Genomic DNA, 22,305 nt, shown 5'->3' on the forward strand with positions numbered 1-22,305 from the left:
CTCTCGACTTGTGTGAATACAGATACCCTTGCTTACACTTCTCTCGACTTGTGTGAATACAGATACCCTTGCTTACACTTCTCTCGACTTATGTGAATATAGGCATCAATACTTACACTTCCTTCGACTTGTGTTAATACAGATACCCTTGCTCACACTTCTCTCGACTTGTGTTAATACAGGCATCCATACTTACACTTTTCTCAACTTGTGTAAATATAGACACTTAAGATTAATTGCCTTTAACATAAATGTCCTAGTATTTTAATGAGAATCATTTAGCTAACTCTTAGAGTCACCATTTTTCTATATAAAAATAAATATTACCAACGATTTTGTAAGTGCGGACGCCTGAGGGAATAGTATGCGTGAGAGACTACAGGCTCGAGCCATACCCCTTGGCAAGCATGCACATACAAAATCGCAAGATTTAAAAAAATAAATATTACCAACGATTTTGTATAGTGCGGACGTCTAAGGGAATAGTATGTGTGAGAGACTACAGGCTCTAACCATACCCCCTGGCAAATGCATGCACATACAAAATCGTAAGATTTAAAAAAATAAATATTACCAACGATTTTGTAGTGCTGACGCCTGAGGGAATAGTATGCGTGAGAGACTACAGGCTCGAGCCATACCCCTTGGCAAGCATGCACATACAAAATCGCAAGATTTAAAAAAATAAATATTACCAACGATTTTGTATAGTGCGGACGCCTGAGGGAATAGTATGTGTGAGAGACTACAGGCTCGAGCCATACCCCCTGGCAAATGCACATACAAAATCGTAATATATAAAATAAGCATATCACTTAACTGAATTCTTCAGTTTTATAGTGATATGCTTATTTATATTGAGTTAGGAAATATGCTCCAGCCTCTAATATTATTAATCCAATGATTCTGGTTTATAAAATTGTCTATTTTCTAATGCAAAGATTCGTTCTGTAAATTGACCTTTATCTACTTTTTTAAGGTGTTTTTCAAACATCATCATTCTAGCATCAATATTATCAATAAAGTGCAATATCTCCGCTTCTTTAACCATTGGTAATTTTGGTGATCCATATTCTAATTTACCGTGATGACTTAACACTAAATGTCTTAGCAACAATACTTCTTCTCCTTCTATATTATGCTCTTTAGCTACTTGTGATATTTCATCACTTACTATTGAGATATGACCTAATAAATTACCTTCTACTGTATAAGTAGTAGCGACTGGACCTGATAGTTCTTTTACTTTTCCTAAGTCATGTAAAATAATGCCACTATATAATAAACTTCTATTTAGTATTGGATATATATCACACAATGCTTTTGCTTGTCTCAACATTGTTACAACATGATAACTTAATCCTGAAACGAAGTCATGATGATGTGAACTTGCTGCTGGGAATGTGAAATATTCTTTTTGATATTTTTTAAGTAATATACGAGTTATTCTTTGTAGTTTAGCATTTTCAATATCTAATAAAAATGTCATAATTTCTTCTGACATTTCATCTATTGTTAATGGCGCAGCTTCTAAAAAGTTTTCTAATTTTACACCATCTTCTTCTACTGCTACTCTAAACTGATTTATTTTCATTTGTTTACGACCACGATAATCTATAACGTCGCCTTTAACTCTTACAATTGTCTCCGGTACAAGTAGTTTAATATCTTCAGCTGTTACAGTCCATACTTTAGCTTCTATATCACCACTCTTATCTTTCAAGTAAAGTGTCATATAAGGCTTTCCTTGGGCTGTTACTCCTTGATTTGCACGATGTATTAAGAAATAGTGGTCAACTGTATCTCCTGGCTTTAATGTTTCTATTGTTCTCATTTACTCTTAGCTCCTTCTATTTTTGTCAGAGTTATTGTTTGCTTTTGAGGTACATTCTGGTCTTTATTACATGTAAAGTAAAGTATTTGAATATCTTCTGACATACTCATTAAATATTTAATCATAATTTCTTTACGGTGTTTATCAAAGTGAACAAATGCATCATCAACTATTATTGGGAATGGATAATATTTATGCAATGATTTTATAAGGCTAAATCTAAGTGCAATGTATAACAATTCTTTTGTTGACTGACTTAACTCTGTTGGATGGAATACTTGACCATTTTGATGTCTTACTTGAACATTTTGTTCTTCATAGATAACTTGAGTATATCTGCCTTCAGTTAATGTATTTAAGATATCAGTTGCATCTTTTACGACATAAGGTAATCTTTTATCTTTTATTTGCTTAATATGCGCTTCTACTAAGTTTTGTAAATAGCTTAACGCTGCCCAATCATTAGCAGTTTCATTAACTTTATCTTTAACTAAATGATATTCATGTCTTAATGCAGATAATGTTTCATCAGTTTCCATGTGATTAATTTTAGCATTTAAATCACTAAGTTCAGCTTGTACATTTAAATAATTATCATTGTATTCGTCTACTTGAAGTTTTAATTGATTTCTTTCATTTTCTAAATCTGTTTTAGTCATATAACTAAGTTGAGTATTTTTATCATAATCATAATTTTGATTATTTAGTAACGCTGTTAAATAGTCAAATCTCTCCATGTCCTCATTATAAGAAATATATGCTTTATAATGACGATAATACGCTTCTTCATCGAATACATTAATGTAACTAAATAGTGAATTTATGACGTTGTTATTTTCGTCCAATCTTTCTTTTAATGCATTAATTTCATTAGTTAGTAGTGCTTGTTGCTCAACATTTCTTAATTGAATATTAAATTCTTTTTGATGTTCATCTAATGCTTGTTTTACATCGTGGAATAATGAAATCTTTTGGTAATGTAATCGTGCATGACTAACAATACTTTCTGCTTCACGGTAAAACGCTTCAAGATCCGAATTCTTTTCATCTCTTAATTTAGTTAATCGATTAATCTCTAATCTATTTTGTTTAATTTTCTTAATTGTTGTTAATGCGTCGTTTAACAACTGAGATGATAGTTGATTTGAAACATGAATACTAGCTTTAGTTTCTTGTAATGCACTTTCTTTATTATCAATAATTGCTTCAACTTTTTCTAATTCTTTCTTCAATTCAGACTGCTTTGAAGATAAAATTTCTTGTGACTGATAATAACCTTCCAATTCTTGTCTGATCTTCGTTTGTTCATCTAAGTTAAAATCTAAATCATAAAATTGTTTTAGATGTTTAACCTTTTCCTCTAATTCGTCAATTTCTTTAGAAAAAGCTTGGTCATGGTCTAAATCTTTTGATTTAATAAAGAATGATAAAACGACTAATATAATCCCTACAATTGCGAAAATGCCACTAAATAAAACTTGAGAAGCAATGAATGCATATATTGCGATTGCGATTAATAATAAACCGCCTATTACTGAAAATAGTCGATATTGCTTACTTCTTTTTTCACTTTCTTCTTTTTGCTTAATGAAACTTTCTTCCATTTTTTTATAAAGTGACTTCTTCTCACCTAGTTCTAAAGCTTTTTGATTATAAACTTTCTTTTGTTCATAGTTCTCATCAGACACTAAATCGTTATGTAGTCTATCGATATTGTTATTATATCTTTCTCTTTCAATATCAAGTTGGTTCATAGAACGTTTAATTTGCTCACGTTCTGCTACATTTTCTTCTTTAATTCGATTCACTTCTGCAATATGCGTCTTCATAGCTTCAGATGTATCAACATCTAAATATTCATCATTCCAGCCGATATCTTGGCGTAACAACTCGTTATCTCTTTCAGAATCATCAATTTGTTTATTTAGTTGTTTTAATTCTTGCTGTTTTTCTTTAATATCCGATTCACGTTGTCTAATACTATTTAAGGCTTTTTCATCTCTTTCAGACATGACTTTTACGTTATCTAATGTATGTACTACTTGTGCAAGCTTTTCATTTCTTAAGGTTAAGTCACGCTTAATACTTTCATTAGAACGAACTGCAGATTCATATCTTTCAATACCTTGTTCAGGGAATTCATAAGGTTCAATATTTAAATTACTCTCTAGTTTCTTCCATTCTACAACTTCATTATGTAAAGATATTTCCTTTTCTTTACTTGTTAATCTATTTGTAAGATTTCCAAGATTATCTTTTAACTGATTAAGTCTTCTAGATATTTTATCTCTTTCATCTTGTAGTCTTTCATATTCAGATAGTTTCTTTTCTTCGTTTTTAATTTTTATTTCTAAATCGTTTAATTGTTCTAACTGAACATTTAATACAGGATTCTTACCATTCTTTTTGTAAAGTGCTTCTTTTTCACTTTGCATCAAATCACTCATACCCGTAAATTCAGTTGATCCTAAAGCACCAGCTTGCAATAAATACATTTGAAGTTGATCTTCAGTTAAATTTTTATGAATATCTTGCAACCCTAATACATTAAATGAGAATATTCCTTGGTATGTTTTTTTATTTATAAAATTAATCTTTTGTTTGAGCCATTTTTCGTCTTTTATTTTGCCGTTTGAAAGATACACTTTGACGTCACCTGTTACACGGCCTTTAACTCTTTCTACTTCTACTTTTTGTCCATCGAATTCAAGTTCTAATTTACCACCATACTGATTACCAAGTCTTGGTTCTAATCTTGGCTCATTCTCTTTTTTTGTTGGAAAACCAAATAGTATTGAATGTATAAATGCTTGAATAGTGGACTTACCTGCTTCGTTCTCACCATATATTTGCATAAAACTTTGATCAAATTTAATTTTTCTAGACATGAGTTGGCCATAGCCATAAATTTCTAAGGATTTAATTTTCATCGCTTTAACCTCTCATTCTTCTTTTTAAAATAGCTTCCCCACGTTCAATTAATGCTTCTTTATCTACATCGCTGTATGGATCTAAGAAACGATTTGCTTTAGGGTTCATATATAAATCACTTAATGCATTTTCAAGAATGGTTTCATCTTGTAAAATATCATCGTTAAATTCATTTGCTAATGCAACTTCAGAGTCTTGTTCAAAAAAGACATTTAGTTGTTCTATAAAAATAAAGTTTGTTTGATTTTCTTCATATTCTTGAATGAGCTGTATCACTTGATTGATTTCATCTTGTTTAAGTACTTCATCGTGTTTAACATAAACATCTAATTGGTAAAATGCTTTACCTTCAGTACGTACGCTATCTTTGAATTTTTGAATTGCTTCATATAAAGCATGTTTACCTTGAGCTTTAGTTTCTATTATTGCTTTTTCAAAACGTATGTACTGGGTTGGTTTAAAAGTAGCCTGTAATTTAGATTCATCACCTTCAACAAGCAAATATCCTTTTTCACCTTTTTCTTTAAAGTGGCGAGCTTGTATATTACCTGAATAATGTATTTGAGAAAGTTCACTAATAATTGCTCTTTCATGTATGTGGCCTAATGCCCAATAATGGTATAACTTGCTATTTAAGTCTTCAATATTAAATTCAGTATATCTTTTCTTTACGTCTGAAGCTTGCGAATAAGTACCATGTAATACACCAATATGTATACCTTTATTACCGGTTGATTCAGGATATTCATCAACTTTATTTTCATAACTTTGATCTTTTTGATAACTAAATCCGTGTAAATAAACAACTTGACCATTTCTAGTGATCAGTTGATATGTAGATACTTTGTCAGTAAACACCGTCACATTCTCTGGCCATAAAGTATGAACACCTACAGATAAAGGATCATGGTTACCATGTATAATATATACAAATATTTGTTCTTGCTCTAGTCTAATAAACTGCTCTCTTAAAAACACTTCTGCTCTAAGCGTTCTATTATCTTGATCAAATAAATCTCCTGCAATAACAACAAAATCTACTTGTTCTTTAATAGCTTCATCTACAATTTTTGTAAAGCTATTATATGCGCTTTGTTTTACGTCGTTTAAAATAGAAGGGCTTAAATAATGTCTAGACTTAAATGGACTATCAAGGTGTAAATCCGCGCAATGTATAAATTTAATCATATACCTAACCTCTTTCAATTTTAGCTCATTCTTAATTATTTTATTCAAGCTCAAACAATAGAATAATCAGATTTTATAAAGACTTTTAATGCTTTAATTTTACCATATTCCAAGACTATACGATACATTGGACGAACAAGAAAGCAGACTTACGACAATAAAAAAACCTTATTAGATACAAGATTGTATCTAATAAGGTTCACAAGAAAGATAATATATTAACCTTCTTGGTTTTCTTCAAGGCTACCATAGATATCTTCTAATGGTCTCATGATTACACGGTTTAAATCTTGAATTAATTGACTCATAGCTTGTTCAGCTTGCATTAATTCAGCGATTGTTTCATTTTGTTCAATTTCTTGAGCAGATTTTTGAGCTCTAGCGATATCTACTTCTGAAATTTCTTCGCCTTGCATTTGTTTTGTTTGTAATTCTAATTGAATTTCACGGAATTCATCAAATAATTTTTTAGTTTCAGGATTTGCATTAACTTTTTCATATTGTTCTTTAATTTTGTTATATTCTTCACTTTCACGTAAAGTTTTTTCTAGTTCATTTGCTTTGTCGTAAATGTTTACTTCTGCCATAATAAATTCGCTCCTATATTAAATAAATGTATTAGAATATCAATTCCAATAATACTGTATCACACTTCTACTTCTTATACAAAAATAGCGATTATTCCTTGTAATAATCCAATAATTCCACCTAATACAAAACCAAGTAAAGTGATTAATTTTAATTCTTTATTAGAAATTTCGATAACTAATTTTTCTAAGTAAGATAATTCAAATCTGTCAATTTGACCTTTTATTAATTCGGCTAATTTCATTCGTTCTAGTATCAAACTAATATTGTCTCCTACTTTACGAATCATATACTCAATAAATCTCTCAGTACCTTCACCTTCCATATAAACGAATAAGTTTGGTACTAACTCGTAAAGTGGTGTATTTAAATAGCGATTAACATTTATAGAATGAGTTAACTCTTCAGCAATTAATAATTTAGCTTTGTCTTTCCTTTCACTTGTTAACACATCTTCTAAAGGTTTAGACATCCACTTCTCATATTGTTTTTGGACTTGTAAATCAATCATATTTTCAATTTTTTCTTGTTTGATGACATTTTTAAGTTCTTTCTTCACTCTATCCACTATCTCTTCGGTTGTCATAAACATTTGTATCATACCGACCATTTTCCCTTTTTGCTCAAAAAATTCTTCTACCATCGAATGAATATCTTGCTCCCCTTTTTCAGAAGATAAATATTCATCAATTTTAGTTAAAATTTCTGGTGTCACACGATTAACTTGTTGACTAAGTTGTTCAAATATTTCAACTGGTATCAGACTTTGAAGTTGTTCATTCTTATGAGTTTCATAATATTTATCAACTTTTTGTTGAATTGTAGTGTTAAGCGTATTATTAATTTTTTCTTCTAGCGGATAATCAATTCTATCTACAAAGTGTTGTATAGTATACTTTTTCTTTTTCAATGTATCAAATTGAACTTTAATGGTATCTTCTAGAACATGTTGTGTACTAGGATTAACAAGTTTCTCTTTAAATACTTCTGGAGTGAGAAGATGCTTTGTAACCATTTCTCCAACTTTTTCTGATAATTCGTTTCTTCTTTTCGGTATTAAACCTGGAGTGAATGGCAATTTATAGCCAAACAGTCTTTTTTCGTGGTAAGGATGGAATAACATTTTAATTGCAATAAAATTTGTGAATCCACCTATTATCGCACCAATTACCATCATGCTTATAATTGTTAAAATTGTTGACATTGGAATTCTCCTTCTAAAAAAGCTACTTCTTTAGAATAATCTAAGAAGTAGCTTTTAACAAATATTATACAAATAATGATTGTGTCTTACGTAAGAAATAAGTTTCTGCTTCACGTTTCTTAGCAGTTCCGAAGATAGGTTGACGTTCTTCATTTAATACTCTATACAAATCTGTTTTTTTGTTTGATTGTAAAATATATCCTGATTTAGCATCAAGTGTTACCCAATAAATATCACTCGTGTTGTCATGGTTAGGGTATGCACAATGATGACGAGATATAATTTGAATAACTTCTAATGGATCACAGCCAAATGTTGTGTTTAAAACATCTGAATCTCTAAATAAAGCACATATAGAAACACATGTTGTCCAGTTTGGTAGAACTCTCTCTTTTTCAATTTGTACTAAAGTCTTTTTAGATAATCCAACTGTATTCGCCATAGTATCCTGAGTATAACCTGCCTCAATACGAACCATTTTGAATTTTGTTTGGATTATCGTTGTAAATGTTTGTTTATCCATCTATATCTACCTTTCTTCTTAATATATATTATTAATTGATTTAATATGTTGCAAAAATACACGATTTTTTTCAGCACAAGTATCATCATAATACATTTCAGGACAAAATAAAAGAGGTAAATTGAATTTAATATCAATTTACCCCTTTAATACGTTAAATTATAATTATTTTGCTAACTTTGATTTTTCTCTTTCAGATAAAATTAACGCACATGCTGCATCACCTGTAATATTTACAGCCGTTCTTGTCATATCAAGTAGTCTATCTATACCTATGATCATACCTATTGCTGCTGGGTTTATTCCAATTGATGTTAATATCATAGCTAACATTACTAATCCTACTCCTGGTACACCTGCTGTTCCAATAGAAGCAATTACTGCGATAAGAACAACAGTAATCATTTGCATAACAGTTAAGTCTATGCCAGATACTTGAGCAATAAAGATAGTGGCAACACCTTGCATAATTGCTGTACCATCCATATTAATGGTTGCGCCTAACGGCTGTACAAACGAACTAATTTCTTTTCTTACACCCATATCTTTCGTACATTCTAATGATATCGGTAAAGTTGCATTTGAACTAGATGAACTAAATCCTACAGTCATTGCTGGGAAGAATTTTTTAAAGAACCATAACGGATTCTTACCACCTAGAATTTTAACAGCGCCACCATATACTATAAAGAAGTGAACCGCTAATGCTAATAACACTACAAAGAAGTACATTCCGAGTTGTTTAATTGCTCCAAAACCAGCGTTAGTGAAAGCTGTTGCAACAAGTCCAAATGTTCCTATTGGTGCAAAGTAATTCATGATCATTGTTACGATATACATGAGTATATCGTTAGTCTGCTCAAATACTTTCCTTACACCTTCAACTTTCGTACCGAGTGCAATCATTCCTATACCAATAAAAATAGCAAACGTAATAATTGGAAGCATATCTTGTTCAACCATTGATTGCATTGGATTTTTAGGGAACAGATTAATCAATGTTTGATCGAACGTTTGATTTTCTGGTGCAGCCGTATCACCTGACTTAGCTTTTTGCTCTTCACCATATTTTTTTACTTCTTGACTATTCAATAAATCTGAATGTCCGTCACCTGGTTTAAATACTAAGGCTAATGCCATAGCTATTATAATTGCTAATGCTGTAGTAGTTAAGAAAAATATTACAGTCTTAAGTCCTATACCACCTAATAACTTTGGATCACCCACACCAACTACTCCAAGCACAATTGACACAAATACTACTGGTACAACAAGCATAAAGATTAAATTAAGAAATATTTGACCTAGTACATTAAATACATACTGATTAGTATTTTGAACAAATCCACTGCCTGCATACATATTAAAAATTGACCCGACAACAATACCGAGTATTAAGGCTATTACGATTTTTAAAGTTAAATTTTTTGTTACCTTCATCTACAAATTACCCCCTATATAATATAAAATCATTTCTCCCTTGTAGCTTATTATACTTTAAGCGCTTTCAATTTGTAAATTTATTTTTTAAATTCATTTTTAATTCAATAATAAAATACGAGTAAGTATTGAATTTTTCAATACTTACTCGTATAAAATTAAAAATTTTAATTTATCAATTGATGTTCCATTGCGTATACTGCTGCTTGTGTTCTATCTGATACTTTCAGTTTGTTTAGTATATGACTCACATGTGTTTTTATTGTTTTTTCAGATACAAAAAGTGTTTCTGCAATTTGTTTATTTGTTTTTCCTTTGACCATTTCGGCTAATACTTCAAGTTCTCTCTTCGATAATTTATTTTCTCTATGTGGTTTTTGAGAACTTTCAGTTATAATCGACTGTACTTTAGGATGAATTTTCTTCTCTCCATTTAGTACTGTTCTAATTGTTTTTATAAGCGCTTCAGGCTCTACATCTTTAATTTCATATCCATCTGCTCCTTTATCAAGTGCAGATATAACATGTTCTTCATCATAAAAACTTGTTAGAACTAATATCTTGATATTTGGATACTTCTTTTTCACTATTTCAGTTATTTCAATACCATTCATTTCAGGCATCACTAAATCTAATAGAACTATTTCAGGACTTTCATTATTCTCCAAGTAATCTAATAACAATGCCCCACTTGAAAAGTCTGCTAGAATATCAAAGTTTGGAACAGTATCTAATAAAAACCTTAAACCTTGCCTTACTATATGATGATCATCTACTAAGATTATTTTATTACTCATATGTGATACCCCTAACATTTATAGTGGAATAGATATAATGATTTCCGTTCCTTTATTCAATTCAGAGTTTATATCTATGCGACCTTTCATAAATTGAACTCTTTGTTTCATATTTTTAAGACCATGTGAGAGGTTATTTTCTAATTTATTATTTTCGAAGCCTCTTCCTTCATCTATTATACGCGATTTAAATTCATATTTATTTTGTTCTAAATAAATTTTTGCACGTTTTTGCCCGGAGTGTTTATTAATATTATTCAATGATTCTTGAATAATACGGTAAATATTTTCTTCCATCGTATTAGGTAAGTCTATTAAACCTTCTACTTCAAATTCTGGTTCTATATGAATAAATTGGCTATATTGCTTAATTGCTGCAATCAATCCTTGTTCTAAGCCTATCGGTTTTAATTGCCATATAAGTGCTCTCATCTCATTAACAGCACTTTGACTCGTATCTTCTATAGTTTGGAAAGCTTCCTTAGCTGCTTGTTGATCGTTTAATCCTTTAGCTGCATGAGCTGTTATTTTTAAAGAAAACAACATCTGATTAACTGAATCATGTAAATCTCTAGCAAGCCTGTTTCTTTCGTTAATACGAGCTGCTTCTTTTTCTTGATCAGTTAGAAAAATACGTTTTATAGCTGAACCAATTTGAAATGCTACTGATTCTAGTAGTTCTAAATCTTCTTCAGAATATCGTTTCGTATTAGGAGTAGCAATATTCAATAATCCAAATTGTTCATTACCTGACCTAAGAGGAACCGTTGCATGATGCGTTATACCATCAGTTTTGTCGTGATGCTCTTTAGTAGCTTTCACAATTCTCGAACATGAAATAATATTTGAAGCTTTAGTTAACTTTTTATTTTGATATGCAGTAACACACCAACACGTACCCTCAGTCATATATTGGCATTTATTGTGTGTTAGTGCTGGTGGTAAGGCTTCTTCAGCAACTAACTCGTGTTTACCCTCTTCATCAATAAAAAATATCCAGCCAGTATGAAAATTACTACCACTCACTAATTTTTTGAGAGCTCCATGCATCATGCTGTACATTTCTGTCTCTTCATTTAAAAATTCTGCTATTTCTTTTAAGAGACTTGTACGTGTTGGTTTCTCCATATACATCACCTTTAGTATTATTGATTGTGCGTTACATTATATACATCATGTCTTCTATCTCTAAGATGTCTTACTGTCCCATTTTCTCTACCTCTTCTTAATACTTCTAAGTCTATTTCACCTATAGCTACCATTTCTAGATTTTCACCTGTTTCTCCTACTATGCCATCACGTGCAAAACCATAATCAGATGGTGAATATATTGCTGAAGCACTATATTGTATGTCCATATTTTCAGTTTGCGGTAAGTTACCACAAGTTCCTGAAGTTACGGTATAAATTTGGTTCTCAATAGCTCTAGCCATGCAACAATATTTTACACGTAAATAACTTTGTCTATCTTCAGTTGAAAATGGTGTAAATATTATTTTTGCTCCTTTTTCTGTAGCTATTCTTGCCATTTCTGGAAATTCGCTATCATAACAAATTTGTATTGCGATTTTTCCACAATCTGTATCAAAAACTTCTACACCATTACCAGGTGACACACCCCACCATTTTCTTTCATTAGGTGTTACATGTATTTTATATTGTTTTTCAATAGAACCATCACGACGGAATAAGTAAGAAATATTATATATGTCTTCTCCTTCTTCTACGAAATGAGAACCACCAATTATATTTATATTGTATTTCATAGCAAATTGATTAAACATCTCTATATATTGAGATGTATAAGTCGTTAATTTTCTAATAGATTCAGCAGGATTACTTTGCTCATCGAAACTCATTAATTGAGTAGTTAAAAGCTCGGGGAACACAATAAAGTCGCTGTCTGCATCATAAGCAACGTCAATGAAATATTCTATTTGATTAGCAAATTCTTCAAAAGAATTAATTTTTCTCATCATATAGTTAACTGTACATATTCTAACTGGCTCACTTGTTTTAAAATGAACGTTACTACGTGCGATATAATCAGGATTATTCCATTCCATTAAAGTAGCATATTTCATACTTTTAACATCATCATTTAAATAATTAGGATTAATTCGCATTAAAGTAAAATCATTCATCAATTGAAATGTTAAGACTGGATCTTTAATTCTATGTTTAATTACGCCTTGCACATATTCTCTTGGTGTTAGTTCATCACTATATTCATGATAGTTTGGAATTCTTCCACCAATTATAATACTTTTCAAATTTAGTTCATAAGCAATTTCGCGTCTTGCTTCGTATAATCTTGCGCCAACTTTCATTCCTCTATACTCAGGATGAACCATAACTTCTATTCCATATAGATTATGACCATGATCATTATGATTTGTTATATAGCCGTTATTCGTAATACTATCCCATGTATGTCTATCATCATATTCATCAAAATTTATTATAAGAGATGAACATGAACCTATAATTTCACCTTCAAATTCAACAACTACTTGTCCTCTTGGGAACATTTTTAAATGACTTTCTAAATGTGCTCTTTCCCATGGTTCCATTCCTGGGAAACATTTAGATTGTAGTTCAATAACTTCGTCTATATCTTCAAAAGTCATTTGTCTTGTATTAATACTTACATTAAATTCATTATTATCGATTGATTTTGACATGAATGATACTCCTTATCTAATTTTCTTGTTATACTAATTATAACTTATTTTTAGTTATAATATAATTTTTCCCGATTTTAAGAGAAATATTCCTGGAGGACACTATGCAAATAACAATACCATCAAAACATGAAGGTCAAACAATTGAAGAAATGTTCAAATCTTTACACCTTCCTAAAAAAGAACTACACCTTTTGAGAATGTCAAAAGAGATTACGATAAATGAACAAGCAAGCACATTAAGAGATAAATTAAGTGAAGGAGATAAACTTTACATTCCTACTCTTAATGAAACGAGTCAGTATGTATCGAGTTATCGATTGGCTGAAGTTAAATATGAGGATGAATATTTAGCAATTGTTGTTAAACCTAAAGGCGTAAAGACGCATCCAAACGATTTAAAGGAAGCAAACACACTTATGAATCATGTAATTTATACATTAGATTCAGATTATACTGAGCCTGTTCATAGGTTAGACCAAGAAACAGTCGGCTTATTATTAGTAGCAAAGCATCCGATTGCTAAAAAAATATTAGATCATATGTTAGAAGATAGAAAAATCACTCGAACATATAAAGCTCAAGTCGATAGTTTGTTACCACTTAAGCCACAATCGATAGATATGCCAATAGGTAAGGATAAATTCCATCCAAATAAAAGACGTGTATCACCAACTGGTCAACGAGCAATTACACATATTATAGAAAGTCATATGTTAGATGAACATACAGCTGAAGTAGAGTTGAAATTAGATACTGGTAGAACACACCAAATCCGTGTACATTTAGCAGAAATAGGACACCCAGTCGTAGGTGACCCTTTATATAACAATAGTAAACTTAGACAATTAAAATTACACAGTTATAAAATAGAATTCGAACATCCATTTAAAGATGAATTCATCTCAGTTACTTTAGACGATTAATATAAAAACAGCCCTCCCAATCCTTCAGTTATCAAGGATTGGGAGGGCTTTATATTTTGAGCTTTATCGTTTTGAGCTTTATCGTTTTAATCTTTCTTTAAATTTATTTATGAAACTCCTTCTTCTACTTCTTACAGGCTGTCCAATATTTATATGAGATTGTCTCATTTCTTTAGCTGCTAATAATGCTTCATCCATCAACATTTCTTGAGAGTTCATGTGTTTATTACCAGCATCATTGTATTGATAATTACCATCGGAATTTTGAATACGTCCTTTTAATCCATCATTTAATTGTAAGTTTAAAATATCTTTTAATCTACTTACTACTTTAGGATCAAGTATAGGGAATAATATTTCAACACGCTTTATCATATTTCTTGTCATCATATCCGCAGAGGAAAGGTACATCTTTTCTTCACTATTATGGTGAAAATAATATATTCTAGAATGTTCTAAAAATCTGCCTACTATACTTATAACTTCGATATTTTCACTTACCCCTTTAATACCTGGTTTCAAGCAACAAATGCCCCTAATAATAAGTTTGATTTTCACACCGCTTTGAGACGCTTCATATAATTTTTTAATTACTTTTTTATCAGTTAAAGAATTCATCTTAGCTATAATGAGTCCATTGCCATGCTCATTGTGTAATTCTATTTCTTGTTCAATATGATCAACAAAGAAATCACGAATTTCAAATGGTGCCACTATTAATTCATTATAATCGGGTTTCAAAGAGTAACCGCTTAAATAGTTAAAGAAATTAATGGCATCTTCACCTATTTTAGGATTTGTAGTAATGATACCCATATCTGTATATATTTTTGCTGTTTTGTCATTATAATTTCCTGTACCTAAGTGTACGAATGGTATAACTTTTCCATCTACTTTTTTTATTACGAGTGTTATTTTGCTATGCGTTTTAAGGAAAGTCATGCCATATATAACATTACACCCTGCATCTTCTAACATTTTTGCCCATTGAACATTGTTTTCTTCGTCAAATCTAGCTTTTAATTCAACTAATACTGTGACTTGTTTCCCGTTCTCGGCAGCGTTTTTCAATGCTTGAATGATTGTTGAATCACTGCTCACCCTATAAAGTGTTTGTTTAATAGCGAGTGTATTTGGATCTTCTGATGCTTCTTTAATAAATTCTACAATTGGTTCAAACGATTCATATGGGTGATGGAAAAATACATCTTTTTCTAAAGCTAAATCATAAACATTATTTTTGTTTAAAGAGGAAGGTAATTGTGGTCTATATGGTTTGTACAATAATTCAGGGAATAATTCTTCTAATCGTCCTACAAGAGAGAATAATACAGTTAAATCTAATGGCCCATTAACTCTGTATATATCTTTATTAGTTAACTCTAGCTCATTCATTAAAAACATACTTTTTACTTCTGTATCAATATGTCTACTATCTATTTCAAGTCTTACTGCTGCACCGCTTTTTCTTTCTTTTAGAAACTTTTCAATTTCTATTAATAAATCTTCCGCACCATCTTCATGGATTGTTAAATCAGCATTTCTCGTCACTCTAAAAGTATACGTGTTTATTACTTCAAATCCATTAAATAATTGTTCAATAAATAAAGAAATGACATCTTCTAAAAATACAATATACTTTTTACCATCATATTCCAACTTAATAATTCTATCTAATAATGTTGGTACAGGTACTATTGCTGACTTTATTTCACCATCATTTAACTTTATATCAACAAATAAATTGAGCATTTTATTATTTAATTTAGGAAATGGTCTATAAGCATCAATTCCTAATGGTGAGAGTGTTGGTAATATTTCAGTATTGAATTGATTGTGTAGTTGATCAATTAAATCTTCTGGCAGTCTTTCTGGTTGTGTAATAAATATATTATAAGTTTTTAATAAATCCTTTAATTCATTAAATCTCTTATATTGAAGATACACGTTTTCTCTATTTTTCTTTTCTATACCGGTAAGTTGTTCTTTTGGCGTTAATTGTGCTTTATTCTCTGGTTCATTAAAATTCATTTTCACTTGGTCTTTTAAACCTGCTACTCTGACCATGAAAAATTCATCTAAGTTAGAACTATGAATTGCTAAAAATTTTAGTTGTTCAAGCATTGGATTGTTCGGATCAATCGCTTCCTCAAGAACACGATAATTAAAGTCAAGCCAACTTAACTCTCGATTATTATAGTACTCTGGATTGTCTAAATAAAACCCGTTCGTTTGCGTTTCCATAATTATCTCACCCTTTACTTATTTCCATTCATCTTTAAAAACTGACACTGTTTCATTAAAACGCAAAATTGTTAACCTTGTGTAAATATTATATTAAGTTTTTTTGGTAGTAACTTTTCTATATGTTTTTTCTGTCTTTCTGACTGATATTCTTCTGCAATTGGGTCTGTTACATAATCCACTATTAAGTCAAATTCATTTTTCTTGTCAATTAATTCCAACGTTTCTATGCAATCAGTATTTGAAACATTTAATGCATTAGCGAATTTTATTATTCCACCTAGTTTTTGAATGAGTTCAATTTCATTATCTTTAAACCAAGATGTTTCTTTTACATAAAACTTAAGTAATGATTTATTTTTAAAACTTGCAAGAAGCGCTAATTTCACTCTATCTCTATGTGAGAATCCATTAATACTTGAATTTGCTATAATATAATAAGTATGTTGAGAACTAGAATCCGCATCAATAAATGCACCTAAATAGTATAAATATGCCGCTTCTTTCAACAATTTTCTGTCTTCATTAGATACTTCAAAATCAGTTATTTCTATCACTTTATTAAGTAAATCTTCTGCTAATCTCATACGCTGTTTACCGTTAGAAGGATTTATATTATACTCATTTGCTAAATATCTTAAAGCATCTGTAGTCACATTATCTTTATTAAACGATTTTGGGAAATCTTCTTTCAACCTTGTCATAACTAAACCTTCACGTAACCCTTTTCTAGAAAAAGTGAAACGAGTTGCATCTGTTATATCATAAAGCGTGTTAAATACAATAGAACTTGGAATAATAATATCTGTACGATCTCTACTTAATCCATCTAAATCTTTTAAATCACTTTTATCTGATTTTTTTAATTCATCATACACTTCTTCTAAATCTTTTTTAGTCATATCATAACCATGTACCCCCGCAATAGGATAGTTATTTAAAGACTGATGAATACGTGCATTATTTCGTGCTGAACCACCAATTCCAATAATTGGAACTTTTTTATCTTTTATCCATTTTTCAGATTCAAATTGTTCTTTAACGAATTTTTCACACTTTTTTATCGCATTTTTATCATTGTGATCTTTATCCACGAAAAACATTTTTTCTAACGTTACAACACCAAAAGGAAAACTAATCGCTTCTTTTAATTTCTTATTTTCAAAATAAGTAACCTCTGTTGAACCACCACCAATATCTACAGTTATACCGTTTTCAATATTTAGTGTATGTGTTGCTGCATAAAATCCATAAAAAGCTTCATCTTGTTCTGGAATAATTTCGATATCAAGATTAGTTTTGGATTTTACGCTTTCAATTATTTGATCTACATTTTTTGATTGTCTAACTGCTGCAGTTGCTGCAGGGACAAGTTCTTCAACATGAAATTTTTTAGCTACTTTTTTAAAACTATTTAAAGTTTCTACTAAAACGTTAATGCCTTCTTCGTTCATATTTTTATCTTCATCTAAAAATTGACTTAGACGAGCAGGTGTTTTAATATTTTGTAGTTCATTTAATCCTGTTTCTACTGAATACTCAAAAATAACAAGTCTTATTGTATTAGAACCTATATCTATTAATCCTATTCTTTTCATAAATTTCCTCCAGGAATCTATATATTTATACACAAAAAGGTGCTGCCATAGCACCTTTTTGTGTTCTTAATATTTATGTCTTACAGATGCTACTATTTTTTAGAGCTTATCATATCTTCAGGTTTAATCCATTCATCGAATTGTTCTTCTGTTAAATGACCAGATTGAATGGCTGATTCTTTTAAAGTTAGTCCATTTTTGTGAGCATTTTTTGCAATAGCTGCTGCATTTTCATATCCAATATGTGGATTTAAAGCAGTAACTAACATTAAAGATTGATTTAAATATTTATCAATATTTTCCTCGATAGGTTCAATACCAACAGCACAATTATTGTTAAATGTTTCGATACCATCAGTTAATAAATAAATTGATTGTAATGTATTATACAAAATAACTGGCTTAAATACGTTTAATTCAAAGTTACCTTGTGAAGCAGCAATACCTACTGCTGAATCATTTCCAAGGACTTGTACTGAAACCATAGTTAACATTTCACATTGAGTTGGGTTTACTTTACCTGGCATAATTGATGATCCTGGTTCATTTTCAGGAATAGAAATTTCAGCTAAACCAGCTCTTGGGCCAGAAGCTAACCATCTAACATCATTTGCAATTTTCATTAAATCACTTGCTAAAGCTTTTAATGCACCATGCACATAAACTACTTCATCATGTGCAGTTAAAGCATGGAACTTGTTTTCAGAAGATACAAATGGATAACCTAATTGTTTACCAATTTGTTTAGCAACTTTATCACCAAATTCAGGATGTGCATTTATACCAGTACCAACAGCGGTACCACCGATTGCTAAGTTCAATAATTGACCTTTAGATTCATTTAGTAGTGATTCACATTTATCCAACATATATCTCCAACCACTAACTTCTTGTCCTAAAGTTAATGGTGTCGCATCTTGTAGATGAGTTCTACCAATTTTGATAATATCTTTAAATGATTCTTCTTTATCTTTAAAAGTATTTCTTAACGTACTTAAAGCTGGTAATAATTTAGATTCAATTTCATGATATAAAGCAACGTGCATTGCAGTTGGATATGTATCATTTGAACTTTGAGACATATTTACATGATCGTTTGGATGAACACTATCATCTGAACCTTTTTCTTTTAAGTATTCATTAGCTACATAACTTACAACTTCATTAACATTCATGTTACTTTGCGTACCACTACCAGTTTGCCATACAACTAATGGAAACTGATCGTCTAGATTTCCTTTTAAAATCTCATCTGTTGCAAAAACAATTGCATCTTTTTTATCATCTGATAATTTACCAAGTTCATAGTTTGAAATTGCTGCTGCTCTTTTCAAGTGAGCAAATCCATATATAACTTCAATAGGCATTTGTTCTTTTCCTACTGGGAAATTTTGTTTACTTCTTTGTGTTTGCGCTTTCCAATACTTATCGCTTGGGACTTTAATTTCACCAAATGTATCATGTTCAATTCTGTAACTCATTGTAATTACTCCCCTTTATTCCTTGTAGTCATCACTCATTATTCATCTTTATTATATCTTATACAGCCTATGATTTAAACTCTCAGTTGTCAGATAATTTAAATTATCATAAAAAAAGGAGTGGAACCGAAATCTATTCTATTAATAAAAGATTTCGTCATCCCACTCCCTATAAAATATAATGCATTTTATGAATCTTGTGCTTCTTTCTTTTCTTCATATGCTTCATCATTTTGTTCTGAAATTTGTTCCATTTCTTTACCTAGTTCTTTTACATCTTCTAAGTCTTGAACCATTTCATTTTCTTCTTCTGGCTGTTTATTCAATATATTCACCTTCTTATGAAAATTGAATTGAGAAGTAAGATCTAACATCTTCTGGCAATCCTTGTGCCGCTTCATTGTCTAATATAACTGTTACCATTCTATGTTGTTTTAATTTTGCTGATTCAACTGAGCCGTTAGCTGGTTCTTCATACAACTTGCTAACTGCTTTTGCTTTTTCTTTACCTGTAACTAATACAATGACTTCTCTAGCTGGATGAATTGCTTGATTATAATCTAATCCAGTTCTGCTATCTTCAGTTAAAGTCACAACATCTAACATCAATTTATTTTTCTTTTTGTCAGTGTTTACTTTTTCTTTAATGAATGATTCTACATCACTACCAACATCTGTTTTTAAAACTTGCTTAGCTGGTACACCTAGTTCAGTATAATAATCTTCTTTACCATCAAAATCCAAAATGTGTACTTGACTAAAGTTTACTGGATTTTTCTTAACATCATCTAATAATTCATCGAAAAATGTTGTATTCTCTGCATCTAAGTGCACGCCAACTACTGAAGTACTATCTGAATTAAATTGTTTGCGAACTACGTCTGCAGCGTAACGTGCAGCGATATCTTTCGTTTCAAATACTTTAAAGTTTAAAGCCATTTTGTCCACTCCTCATTTCAACTTATCTATTTTCAAAAAATTAATCTTTAATCATTATTTATAATATACCCTTTTTTAATAGTAGTTAAAACATTTAATTCTGAATCAACTACAACAAAGTCTGCTTGCTTGCCAATTTTAATAGAACCAAGTCTATCATCTACATTTAAACGTATAGCTTGATTTAAACTTGTTGTGCGCCATGCTTCTTCAAGTGACACGTTTGCAAAGTCCATCAAGTTCTTTAAGCCCTTATTCATTAAAAGTATGCTTCCTGCTAATGAACCATTTTCTAGTCTTGCCTCATTATTTTTCACATAAACATCTTGACCACCAAGATCGTATTTTCCGTCTGACATTCCTTTTGCTCTCATTGCATCAGTTATAATACAGAAGTTCTCATTACCTTTTGCCAAATAAGCTAATTTAACCGCTGCTGGATGTGAATGCACACCATCGACAATAACTTCAGTTGTTAGTCTTTCATTAGTCAGTGCTGCTCCAAATACTCCAGGTTCTCTATGCGTAAAAGTTGTTTGTGCATTATATAAATGTGTTACATGTTTAAGTCCATAATTTACCGCTTCTTCAATCCCGTTATAATCGGTAACTGTGTGTCCTGCAGAAAAAATAACGTCATTGCTTAAATGTTTTATCGTTTCTTTTGCACCTTCTACTTCTGGAGCAATTGTTACTATTTTAATATTCCCGTTTGATTTTTCTTGGAACTCATTAAATTTTTGCACTGTGGGTCTTGCAACAAATGCTGGATTCTGAGCACCAACTTTATGTTCAGAGATAAATGGACCTTCTAAATGTACACCTAATATTTCTGCGCGCTTTTCATCTAGCGGTTTATACTTCGCAACATTTTCCAATGCATCATTAACTGCATCTGTTGACTGTGTCATAGTAGTAGCTAAAAAGCTTGTTGTTCCTTCTGATAATAATTTTTCAGATAATACGTTTAAAGTTTCTGGAGTAGCATCCATAGCATCTTGACCATAACCACCATGTATATGTATATCAATAAAACCTGGTATCAAATGTTGTCCTTTTAAATCTACAACACGAGCATTACCTTTATAGTCACCTTCTTGAATATCATAAATAAAGCCATCACGCACTTCGATATATCCATTTTCAATCTTTGTTTTTTCAGTATAAACTTGTGCATTTTTTAAAATATAATTATCCATTTATATGTCTCCTTAAAAATGTATTTAAATATTCCCCTAATTCGTTTATAATAAAGATAACATAACATTACGAGGGGGCTAATTAAATGAACACGTTATTAATTTGTATGGTTGGTGTAGCATTTATTACTGCGATGTTAACTGCTGGTCGCGATTCTAAAGACTATGGTCTTAAAGAAGAAGATTTAAATAAAGAACTTGAATCTTTAAAATCAAATAATTAATAACTGAGACCATTTGGCCTCAGTTTTTTTTATGATAAATTAGGATAATTTTGTTGTCTTAAAGCTTCATAAATTAAAATTGCAGCAGTGTTAGATAAATTTAATGATCTTACATTTTCATTCATTGGAATTCTTAAAGCCGTATCTTTATATTTTTCTTTAATCCAATCTGGAAGACCAGTCGTTTCTCTACCAAACACAAAATAATGATCTTCATCTAAACTACTATAATCAAATTCAGTGTGTGGTTGTGTACCAAATTTAGTTAATAAATAATAGTTTCCACCTTCTGTTTTCTCAAAAAATTCTTCAACACTATCATAATAAACAATATTTACGAATTTCCAGTAATCTAATCCTGCTCTTCTTAACATTTTATCATCAGTACTAAAACCTAAAGGTCTTATTAAATGTAAAGTTGTATCTGTTGCTGCACAACTACGTGCAATATTCCCTGTATTTGCTGGTATTTCTGGTTGATATAAAACTACATGATTTGTCATAT

At 30.5% G+C, this 22,305-nt stretch carries 19 protein-coding genes; 2 read left to right on the plus strand and 17 right to left on the minus strand.

Going from position 1 to position 22,305, the window contains the following annotated elements:
- Positions 1–892: 892 nt before the first annotated feature.
- From yhaM to CD129_RS05200, 10 genes are all read right to left on the minus strand, one after another.
- Entirely contained in the window at positions 893–1,834 is a 942-nt protein-coding gene (yhaM, locus tag CD129_RS05155) for a 3'-5' exoribonuclease YhaM (protein ID WP_078357620.1), read from the minus strand.
- On the minus strand, positions 1,831–4,764 hold the full coding sequence (locus CD129_RS05160) for an ATP-binding protein (protein WP_115337293.1): 2,934 nt from the start codon (positions 4,762–4,764) through the stop codon (positions 1,831–1,833). The genes yhaM and CD129_RS05160 overlap by 4 nt, the downstream gene beginning before the upstream one ends.
- A 4-nt stretch (positions 4,765–4,768) precedes the next feature.
- The gene (locus tag CD129_RS05165; protein WP_115337292.1) at positions 4,769–5,953 is read right to left on the minus strand and encodes a metallophosphoesterase family protein; all 1,185 of its coding nucleotides are present in this window, start codon (positions 5,951–5,953) and stop codon (positions 4,769–4,771) included.
- Between the two features lie 218 nt (positions 5,954–6,171).
- Positions 6,172–6,540, minus strand: coding sequence for a YlbF/YmcA family competence regulator (locus CD129_RS05170; RefSeq protein WP_115337291.1), 369 nt, complete (start codon positions 6,538–6,540; stop codon positions 6,172–6,174).
- A 74-nt stretch (positions 6,541–6,614) separates the two neighbouring features.
- The gene (locus CD129_RS05175) at positions 6,615–7,745 is read right to left on the minus strand and encodes a DUF445 domain-containing protein (RefSeq protein WP_078357624.1); all 1,131 of its coding nucleotides are present in this window, start codon (positions 7,743–7,745) and stop codon (positions 6,615–6,617) included.
- A gap of 64 nt (positions 7,746–7,809) precedes the next feature.
- The gene (gene xdrA / locus CD129_RS05180) at positions 7,810–8,268 is read right to left on the minus strand and encodes an XRE family transcriptional regulator XdrA (RefSeq protein ID WP_078357625.1); all 459 of its coding nucleotides are present in this window, start codon (positions 8,266–8,268) and stop codon (positions 7,810–7,812) included.
- Between the two features lie 165 nt (positions 8,269–8,433).
- Positions 8,434–9,708 carry a dicarboxylate/amino acid:cation symporter gene (locus CD129_RS05185; RefSeq protein ID WP_078357626.1) on the minus strand — a complete coding sequence of 425 codons (1,275 nt, stop codon included), beginning with the start codon at positions 9,706–9,708 and terminating at the stop codon, positions 8,434–8,436.
- 167 nt (positions 9,709–9,875) lie between these two features.
- Positions 9,876–10,505, minus strand: a complete 630-nt coding sequence (locus tag CD129_RS05190) for a LuxR C-terminal-related transcriptional regulator (RefSeq protein WP_115337290.1) — start codon at positions 10,503–10,505, stop codon at positions 9,876–9,878.
- Between the two features lie 18 nt (positions 10,506–10,523).
- Positions 10,524–11,633, minus strand: a complete 1,110-nt coding sequence (locus CD129_RS05195) for a GAF domain-containing sensor histidine kinase (RefSeq protein WP_078357628.1) — start codon at positions 11,631–11,633, stop codon at positions 10,524–10,526.
- Positions 11,634–11,650: 17 nt separating this feature from the next.
- Positions 11,651–13,189 (minus strand): bifunctional GNAT family N-acetyltransferase/carbon-nitrogen hydrolase family protein, encoded by a 1,539-nt coding sequence (locus CD129_RS05200; RefSeq protein WP_078357629.1) that lies wholly within the window; start codon positions 13,187–13,189, stop codon positions 11,651–11,653.
- Between the two features lie 104 nt (positions 13,190–13,293).
- Here CD129_RS05200 and CD129_RS05205 point away from each other — a divergent pair, with 104 nt between their 5' ends.
- Complete coding sequence (locus CD129_RS05205) at positions 13,294–14,115, plus strand: RluA family pseudouridine synthase (RefSeq protein ID WP_078357630.1); 822 nt, start codon at positions 13,294–13,296, stop codon at positions 14,113–14,115.
- Between the two features lie 78 nt (positions 14,116–14,193).
- Here the strand turns inward: CD129_RS05205 and CD129_RS05210 are convergent, their stop codons facing one another.
- The 6 genes from CD129_RS05210 to nagA all read right to left on the minus strand — a co-directional run bounded on the left by CD129_RS05210 (position 14,194) and on the right by nagA (position 21,576).
- The gene (locus tag CD129_RS05210; RefSeq protein ID WP_115337289.1) at positions 14,194–16,359 is read right to left on the minus strand and encodes an RNA degradosome polyphosphate kinase; all 2,166 of its coding nucleotides are present in this window, start codon (positions 16,357–16,359) and stop codon (positions 14,194–14,196) included.
- A gap of 71 nt (positions 16,360–16,430) precedes the next feature.
- A complete protein-coding gene (gene ppx, locus CD129_RS05215; protein WP_078357632.1) occupies positions 16,431–17,957 on the minus strand; it encodes an exopolyphosphatase in 1,527 nt (508 codons plus the stop codon).
- Positions 17,958–18,049: 92 nt separating this feature from the next.
- Positions 18,050–19,438 (minus strand): class II fumarate hydratase, encoded by a 1,389-nt coding sequence (gene fumC, locus CD129_RS05220; RefSeq protein WP_115337288.1) that lies wholly within the window; start codon positions 19,436–19,438, stop codon positions 18,050–18,052.
- Positions 19,439–19,626: 188 nt separating this feature from the next.
- Positions 19,627–19,773 (minus strand): SAS053 family DNA gyrase inhibitor, encoded by a 147-nt coding sequence (locus tag CD129_RS13165; RefSeq protein ID WP_239701513.1) that lies wholly within the window; start codon positions 19,771–19,773, stop codon positions 19,627–19,629.
- 4 nt (positions 19,774–19,777) lie between these two features.
- Positions 19,778–20,377, minus strand: coding sequence for a 6-phosphogluconolactonase (locus CD129_RS05225; protein WP_107509807.1), 600 nt, complete (start codon positions 20,375–20,377; stop codon positions 19,778–19,780).
- A gap of 47 nt (positions 20,378–20,424) precedes the next feature.
- Positions 20,425–21,576 carry an N-acetylglucosamine-6-phosphate deacetylase gene (gene nagA, locus CD129_RS05230; RefSeq protein ID WP_078357635.1) on the minus strand — a complete coding sequence of 384 codons (1,152 nt, stop codon included), beginning with the start codon at positions 21,574–21,576 and terminating at the stop codon, positions 20,425–20,427.
- A gap of 86 nt (positions 21,577–21,662) precedes the next feature.
- Here nagA and CD129_RS13170 point away from each other — a divergent pair, with 86 nt between their 5' ends.
- The gene (locus CD129_RS13170; RefSeq protein ID WP_016913147.1) at positions 21,663–21,800 is read left to right on the plus strand and encodes a hypothetical protein; all 138 of its coding nucleotides are present in this window, start codon (positions 21,663–21,665) and stop codon (positions 21,798–21,800) included.
- Positions 21,801–21,829: 29 nt separating this feature from the next.
- Here the strand turns inward: CD129_RS13170 and trmL are convergent, their stop codons facing one another.
- Complete coding sequence (gene trmL, locus CD129_RS05235) at positions 21,830–22,303, minus strand: tRNA (uridine(34)/cytosine(34)/5-carboxymethylaminomethyluridine(34)-2'-O)-methyltransferase TrmL (protein WP_078357636.1); 474 nt, start codon at positions 22,301–22,303, stop codon at positions 21,830–21,832.
- Positions 22,304–22,305: the final 2 nt, after the last annotated feature.

The sequence above is a fragment of the Mammaliicoccus fleurettii genome, assembly GCF_003970575.1.
Taxonomy (GTDB): Bacteria; Bacillota; Bacilli; order Staphylococcales; family Staphylococcaceae; genus Mammaliicoccus; species Mammaliicoccus fleurettii.